Here is a 6,404-nt window from a genome sequence, read left to right on the forward strand (position 1 = left end):
CGATGGTGGTGTTCTCCTTGGAGATCGACACCTTCTTGGCGCGGCCGAGCATGTTGAGGCCGACGTTCTCGAGCTTGATGCCGAGGTCTTCCGAGATGACCTGGCCACCGGTGAGGATGGCGATGTCTTCCAGCATGGCCTTGCGGCGATCACCGAAGCCCGGCGCCTTGACGGCGGCGATCTTCAGGCCGCCACGCAGCTTGTTGACGACCAGCGTGGCCAGAGCCTCGCCTTCGACGTCTTCCGAGATGATGAGCAGCGGCTTCGAGGTCTGCACGACGGCTTCGAGAACCGGCAGCATGGCCTGGAGGTTGGACAGCTTCTTCTCGTGCAGGAGGATGTAGACGTCCTCGAGTTCGGCAACCATCTTGTCGGCGTTGGTGACGAAGTAGGGCGAGAGGTAGCCGCGGTCGAACTGCATGCCTTCGACGACTTCGAGTTCGGTCTCGGCGGTCTTGGCTTCCTCAACCGTGATGACGCCTTCGTTGCCGACCTTCTGCATCGCTTCCGCGATCATCTTGCCGACCGACTCGTCGCCATTGGCCGAGATCGTGCCGACCTGGGCGACTTCCTCGGAGGTCTTGATCTTCTTGGCGTTCTTGATCAGGGTCGCAACGACGTCGGTTACCGCGAGGTCGATGCCGCGCTTCAGGTCCATCGGGTTCATGCCGGCGGCAACGGCCTTGTGGCCTTCCTGGACGATCGACTGCGCCAGAACGGTCGCGGTCGTGGTGCCGTCGCCAGCGATGTCGTTGGTCTTCGAAGCAACTTCGCGGACCATCTGCGCGCCCATGTTTTCGAACTTGTCCTCAAGCTCGATTTCCTTGGCGACGGTGACGCCGTCCTTGGTGATGCGCGGGGCGCCGAACGACTTGTCGATGACGACGTTGCGGCCCTTGGGGCCGAGCGTGACCTTCACCGCGTCGGCGAGGATGTTGACACCGCGCAGCATGCGCTCGCGGGCATCGCGGGAGAATTTTACGTCTTTGGCAGCCATTTTTAGCTCCTGGCAGGGGCTTCAATCGAGCCCGGGAATTCAGTTGACGAAAGGGCCTGATATGAGCCGATGATGCCCATGATGTCGGATTCCTTCATGATCAGAAGGTCTTCGCCATTGAGCTTGACTTCCGTGCCCGACCACTTGCTGAACAGGATGCGGTCGCCGGCCTTGACGTCCAGCGGGACCAGCTTGCCAGCTTCGTCACGGGCGCCGGAGCCGACAGCGATGATCTCGCCTTCCTGCGGCTTTTCCTTTGCCGTGTCGGGGATGATGATCCCGCCAGCGGTCTTGGATTCGGATTCGACCCGGCGAACGACCACGCGGTCATGCAGCGGGCGGAACTTCGACTTTGCCATTTTCGGATTTTTCCCTGGTGCGCTGTTGAGGGGTTTTTGTTAGCACTCGCGATGGACGAGTGCTAACGCGATAGTGAGGTAGGCTGTAAGCGGGCACTCGTCAAGACGGACGAGGGCAGGCGAGGAGCTCTGGCCCCCTCCCCGGTGGAACCCAACGCATACGCGGCATCCGCGTTGATGGCTGCGAGCCCCACATTTCCATTGAATTCGGCGTCATGACGCCAACTTGCTCGCGCCGCTTCCAAGTCGTCAGTCGTGCTGCCGTCAGCACGAACATAGGGCTGCGCTTCACTTCCCGTCGAAGCCGCGGCAAGCAGCGTCGCCGTCAGCACGCTCCTTTGCAGATGCTTGCCAAAGGTGGACAGTGAGCGCACCTGCGCCGGGCTGTTGGTGCGAACGTAAGACGTCATTGACAACTCCTTTTTGCAAGTCGAGCCCCTTCTCCACCTTCGGCCGCCGTCGACGCGAAGAAGTCCGCATCGCGTTGAAGACGAGCTGCGAAAAAGAGAAAGATGTGTTTGATGGCTGCGGCCCCAACGGTGCCTTCAGATTTGAGATCACTTCCGCCGCGAGCGGCTGAAGCTCCTCGCAACGTCAAATCGAATCTGCTGCCAAGCCTCCAGGAAAGGAGAGCATTGCTCATCTCGCGCTTGTGCATGCAGTCAACCTTCGATCCGTGTTGCCACATCAAGAGCAAATGCCGTGCCAAAGCTCACTGGGAAGTGAACGCATGGCTCTCCCTGAAAACCTCACAAATCCAGCATGGTCAATTGTGCGGAACCCGACATGCGTCTTCTGCCACTGTCAGCTTTCGGACAGGCATGACGCGTTTCGCGCCGACCACCGGTCGATCGGTTTTGGGGCCGGTCTGTTCGCCTCATAAGAGCGCGTTACATTGCGTAGCGGTTTCCCGAGCGCCGCCACATGACACTGGACCTGCAGGTAGCACCGGCTTCTCATCCAGCCTTACTTTGGCCCCCTCGCGTATCAAATTCCCGCTGGCGAGCCCTGCTTTCATAGATCGCACCATGCCGGATGTCTGCTCTGGCGCCCGACCCGCTGGCACGATCTCGATCCGGCATAAGGGCGCAGCATCTTTGCAGGCCGTTTCATCCCGGCGTCCTGCTTGGCTGACAGACCGCACTTGGCGAGCGGTCTCCATGCTCTCTCCAAGGACCATCCCTGCGGCTGGCTTGTCGACCTATGGGCGGGTCCGGCCGCCCGAAACCCTCGCGCCATCAGCTTTTTTCCCCGCCGCCTGCGGCGGCTTCCTCGCGCCGCTTCGCTCACAAAAAAGCTGCCCGCTCGGGTCCTTCACTGTCGCTGCGGCCCTGTCGGATTCAGGCGGTCCTGACGCGCCCATTACGGTGCGCCATCGCAGGGGATGGTCCCCGGCGAAACCACAAAAGGAGACTTCGAAATGACCGCGATCGGTTACGTCAACAAGCAGGAAAACGGCGCCTACAAGGGCCAGTTCAAGACGCTCAGCGTCCGCGCCGACATCGATATCGTCCCCAACCAGGCCAAGAGCGCCGATAACCATCCCGACTTCCGGGTGCTTACGCAAGGGGTCGAAGTCGGCGCTGGCTGGATCCGCACCGGCGAGACTTCCGGCAAGGATTATGTGAGCCTGTCGATTGCAGCGCCGGAGTTCGGACCGCGCAAGCTCTACGCCAATCTCGGCCGAGCCGCCGGCCAGGACGATCACGACACCTACGCCATCATCTGGAACCCGGCCGACTGACCGGCCGAGATAAGAGCCTCGCGCCGCAGCCCCGGCGCGGGGCTCATTCCCAGGAGTTCCACCCAAACCCCGTCCGCCCTAAAGGGCGGCGAAAACTCTCCCCCGACTCTTCGCCCGTCCCCGAGACGATCTCCCTCGCCCATCCTCGCCCTCGCTTGTCCGAAGCGAAACGAGGATCATCATGGACGACGAAAACGAACGCGCGGCCCGCGCGAAAAAGGGCAGCCCGTTTCTCAGCACAGCCCAAGCCGCCTTCTATATCGGGCTCTCCCAGCGCACGCTCGAAAAGATGCGGCTCAAGGGCGGCGGCCCGAAATTCCGCAAGCACGGCCGCTATGTCCGCTATCACATCGACGAACTCGACCATTGGTCGAAAGGACACCCGCAGCACTCCATCGCCGGCGATGGCAAGGCCGGTTCCGGCCAGGGCGGCACGGGAGGCCGTTCATGAGGCGGCGCCCTTCCATCCATCTGATCGGCAGCCGCCTGAGGCGTGTTCGAGCCCGTAAGACGGTCGCCTTGGCCGCGGCCGGTCTCGGTCTTTTGGGCTTCACGGCGCTGGGAAAGCCCGCCCCTTGGCTGGTCTGGAACGCCTCGGCCAGCGCGCCGATCGGCCTTTACCGCATCGCTGCGGGAGCGCTGGCGCGTGGCGATCTCGTGCTCGTGCGCCCGCCTGAATACGCGGCGTATCTCGCCGCCGAGCGCAGCTATCTGCCTCGCAATGTGCCGCTGGCAAAACGTCTTGCAGCGCTGCCGGACGATAATGTCTGCGCCTTCAATGACGCCATCATCATCGGCGGCGACATCGTCGCGCGCCGGCTCAAAATCGACGCCGAAGGCCGACCTTTGCCATGGTGGAACGGCTGCCGAGCGCTCGGGGATAACGAGGTTTTCCTGCTCGGCAGCGACAAAAACCGCTCCTTCGACAGCCGCTATTTCGGGCCTGTTCCCACTCAAAATGTCATCGGGAGGCTCGTACCACTATGGACCGAGTGACCCTCCTCTTGTTGGGCATGATCGCCATTGCGCCATGCGCCTGTTCCGCCTCGACCGGCGCTGAGCCGGTCGCCATCTCCCAAAGTCCGCAGCTGCGAAAGTGGCAGACGTTGGTATCGGAAGCAAGCCGGCGCTTCCATATTCCCCAAGCCTGGATCTATGCCGTCATGGCTGCCGAAAGCGGCGGCAAGACAATGCGCGGCGGCCGCCCCATCACCTCCCCCGCTGGCGCCATGGGCCTCATGCAGGTGATGCCCGGCACCTATGAAGAGATGCGGGTCGAACACGGCCTTGGGCCTAACCCCCACGATCCGCGCGACAATATCCTGGCCGGCACGGCCTATCTCAGTGCCATGTATGACCGCTTCGGATTTCCTGGCCTGTTTGGCGCCTACAATGCCGGTCCCGAGCGCTACGACGAGCATTTGAAGCGTGGCAAACCGCTGCCAGAAGAGACCGTCGAGTACCTCGACCAACTCAAGGCGGCCGGAGTTTCGGCGGCCGACATCGAGGCGTTCGAAAGCCAATCTGTCGCTCCAAAGGCGCAAATCGCTCCTCTCGGACGGTCGCTGTTCTTCATTCATGACGGTGTTCACTCAGGCGTGCGAAACGGCGATCTCTTCGTGCCGCTCGGCAAGGACGGCGCGCAGCCGAAGGAGCCGGTGCGTTAGCCATGGCGGACGGGGGCGCGTCTGGCGGGGCTGGGCGCGGAAGGCAAGATAAAGGTACCGCCTCCAGGAGGCGGTTAAATCTTTGTCTGCACATCGTTTTTCCGGGAGGCTGCCGCCGGTGCCAAGAGGGTTTGACGTGTAAGTGTCTGATTTTGCTTGATATGTCTGGGAGGCTCGCATTAAGGATGACGAGTTCAGGCCGAAGCTCGGCAAAATCGGGTCGCGCGGCTCGAAGGCCGGCAAACGCTATGCCGGCCAGGTTCGTGCGGCGATCAACCGGGCTGGCGGCCGGCCGCAACGCGGTGGTCGCTTCACAGGAAGCCGGACAGGGCGCGGCGGGGCGGCCGCCGCACTGCTGAAATCGCGCGACCGGTATGCCGCCTTCCGCCAGCGCCGGGTGATCGTCAAGGCGCGGGTCGTCAAGCTCGCCGGCAAGGGCGCGGACGGGGCGCGTGCCCATCTACGCTATCTTCAGCGCGACGGGGTCACCCGCGAAGGTGAACCTGGCGAGCTCTACGGCGCCGACAGCGGCCGCGTCGACGGCAAGGCGTTCATCGATCGCGCGGACGGCGACCGCCATCAGTTCCGCTTCATCGTCGCTGCCGAAGACGGCATCGAGTACGACGACCTCAAGGCGCTGACGCGGCGGCTCATGGCGCAGATGCAGGAAGACCTCGGCACGAAGCTCGACTGGGTCGCGGTCGATCATTTCAACACCGGCCACCCGCACAGCCACATCATCGTCCGTGGCAGGGACGACCGTGGCGAGAACCTGGTCATCGCGCGCGAATATATCTCATCTGGCATCCGCGAGCGGGCGGCCGAGCTGGTCAGCCTCGATCTCGGTCCGCGAACCGACCGCGAGATTGAGCTTCGCCTGCGCCGGGAAATGGAGCAGGAACGCTTCACCAGCATCGACCGTCGGCTGCTCAGCATGCGTGATGATGACGGCCTGGTCTCGCCGGGCGGTCCCGACGCCATTCGCCAGACGCTGCACCAGGGACGGCTGCGCAAGCTCGAGCGGATGGGTCTGGCCGCGGAGGTCGGCGCTGGCTCCTGGCGCCTCGACGATGAGCTCGAAGCCACGCTGCGCCGCACCGGCGAACGCGGCGACATCATCAAGACCATGCACCGCGAACTGACCGGCAAGGGGCTTGCCCGCAGGGCCGCCGACTGGGTGATCCACGATCGATCCGGCGAGCCCGTCCAGTCTCTCGTCGGTCGCGTTGTCGCGCGTGGACTGGCCGACGAGATCAATGACCGCCATTACATGATCGTCGACGCCGTCGACGGTAAGAGCCATTGGATCAACATCGGTAGAGGCGAGGCGATGGAAACGATGCCTAATGGCTGCATCGTGCGTGTCGCGCCAAGGAACACCGAGCCGAGGCAGGTCGATCGTACCATCGCCGAAATCGCCGCCGCGCATGGCGGCCGTTACGACGTCGATATGCACCTGAAGCATGACCCATCCGCCACCGAGAGCTTTGCGCGAACGCATGTGCGGCGGCTGGAGGCGATCCGCCGCGCGACCGGCGGCGTTGAGCGAGAGCCGAACGGCACCTGGCTCATCGCGCCGGACCATCTCGATCGCGTCGCGAATTATGAGGGCCAGCGGGCCAGGGCCGAGCCTGTCG

Annotated in this window: 5 protein-coding genes and 2 pseudogenes; 5 read left to right on the forward strand and 2 right to left on the reverse strand. The window is 63.3% G+C overall.

Features of this window, described 5'->3' with window-relative positions; genetic code table 11:
- Together groEL and groES are read right to left on the reverse strand one after the other, a co-directional pair.
- A partial coding sequence (gene groEL, locus EOC06_RS10620; protein ID WP_128307706.1) for a chaperonin GroEL occupies positions 1-997 on the reverse strand: 997 nt, incomplete at its 3' end.
- A gap of 65 nt (positions 998-1,062) precedes the next feature.
- Positions 1,063-1,356, reverse strand: a pseudogene (gene groES / locus EOC06_RS10625) (co-chaperone GroES); the annotation flags it as partial.
- Positions 1,357-2,776: 1,420 nt separating this feature from the next.
- On the opposite strand from groES, the gene EOC06_RS10630 reads away from it, so the two are divergent.
- The 5 genes and pseudogenes from EOC06_RS10630 to EOC06_RS42190 form a co-directional block, all read left to right on the forward strand.
- Complete coding sequence (locus EOC06_RS10630) at positions 2,777-3,100, forward strand: DUF736 domain-containing protein (protein WP_024505644.1); 324 nt, start codon at positions 2,777-2,779, stop codon at positions 3,098-3,100.
- 181 nt (positions 3,101-3,281) lie between these two features.
- Complete coding sequence (locus EOC06_RS10635) at positions 3,282-3,551, forward strand: AlpA family transcriptional regulator (protein ID WP_024505645.1); 270 nt, start codon at positions 3,282-3,284, stop codon at positions 3,549-3,551.
- Positions 3,548-4,096, forward strand: a complete 549-nt coding sequence (locus EOC06_RS10640) for a S26 family signal peptidase (RefSeq protein WP_024505646.1) — start codon at positions 3,548-3,550, stop codon at positions 4,094-4,096. Before EOC06_RS10635 ends, EOC06_RS10640 begins: the two co-directional genes overlap by 4 nt.
- Positions 4,084-4,767 carry a lytic transglycosylase domain-containing protein gene (locus EOC06_RS10645; protein ID WP_024505647.1) on the forward strand — a complete coding sequence of 228 codons (684 nt, stop codon included), beginning with the start codon at positions 4,084-4,086 and terminating at the stop codon, positions 4,765-4,767. Before EOC06_RS10640 ends, EOC06_RS10645 begins: the two co-directional genes overlap by 13 nt.
- 214 nt (positions 4,768-4,981) lie before the next feature.
- Positions 4,982-6,404 (forward strand): annotated as a pseudogene (locus tag EOC06_RS42190) (DUF3363 domain-containing protein); the annotation flags it as partial.

Origin of the sequence: Mesorhizobium sp. M7A.F.Ca.MR.362.00.0.0 (assembly GCF_004023175.1) — a bacterium.
In the GTDB taxonomy this organism is placed as follows: Bacteria; Pseudomonadota; Alphaproteobacteria; order Rhizobiales; family Rhizobiaceae; genus Mesorhizobium.

Coding starts and splice junctions, on each gene's coding strand:
- EOC06_RS10630 (WP_024505644.1), top strand. CDS start 2,777: ATGACCGCGATCGGTTACGTCAACAAGCAGGAAAACGGCGCCTACAAG.
- EOC06_RS10635 (WP_024505645.1), top strand. CDS start 3,282: ATGGACGACGAAAACGAACGCGCGGCCCGCGCGAAAAAGGGCAGCCCG.
- EOC06_RS10640 (WP_024505646.1), top strand. CDS start 3,548: ATGAGGCGGCGCCCTTCCATCCATCTGATCGGCAGCCGCCTGAGGCGT.
- EOC06_RS10645 (WP_024505647.1), top strand. CDS start 4,084: ATGGACCGAGTGACCCTCCTCTTGTTGGGCATGATCGCCATTGCGCCA.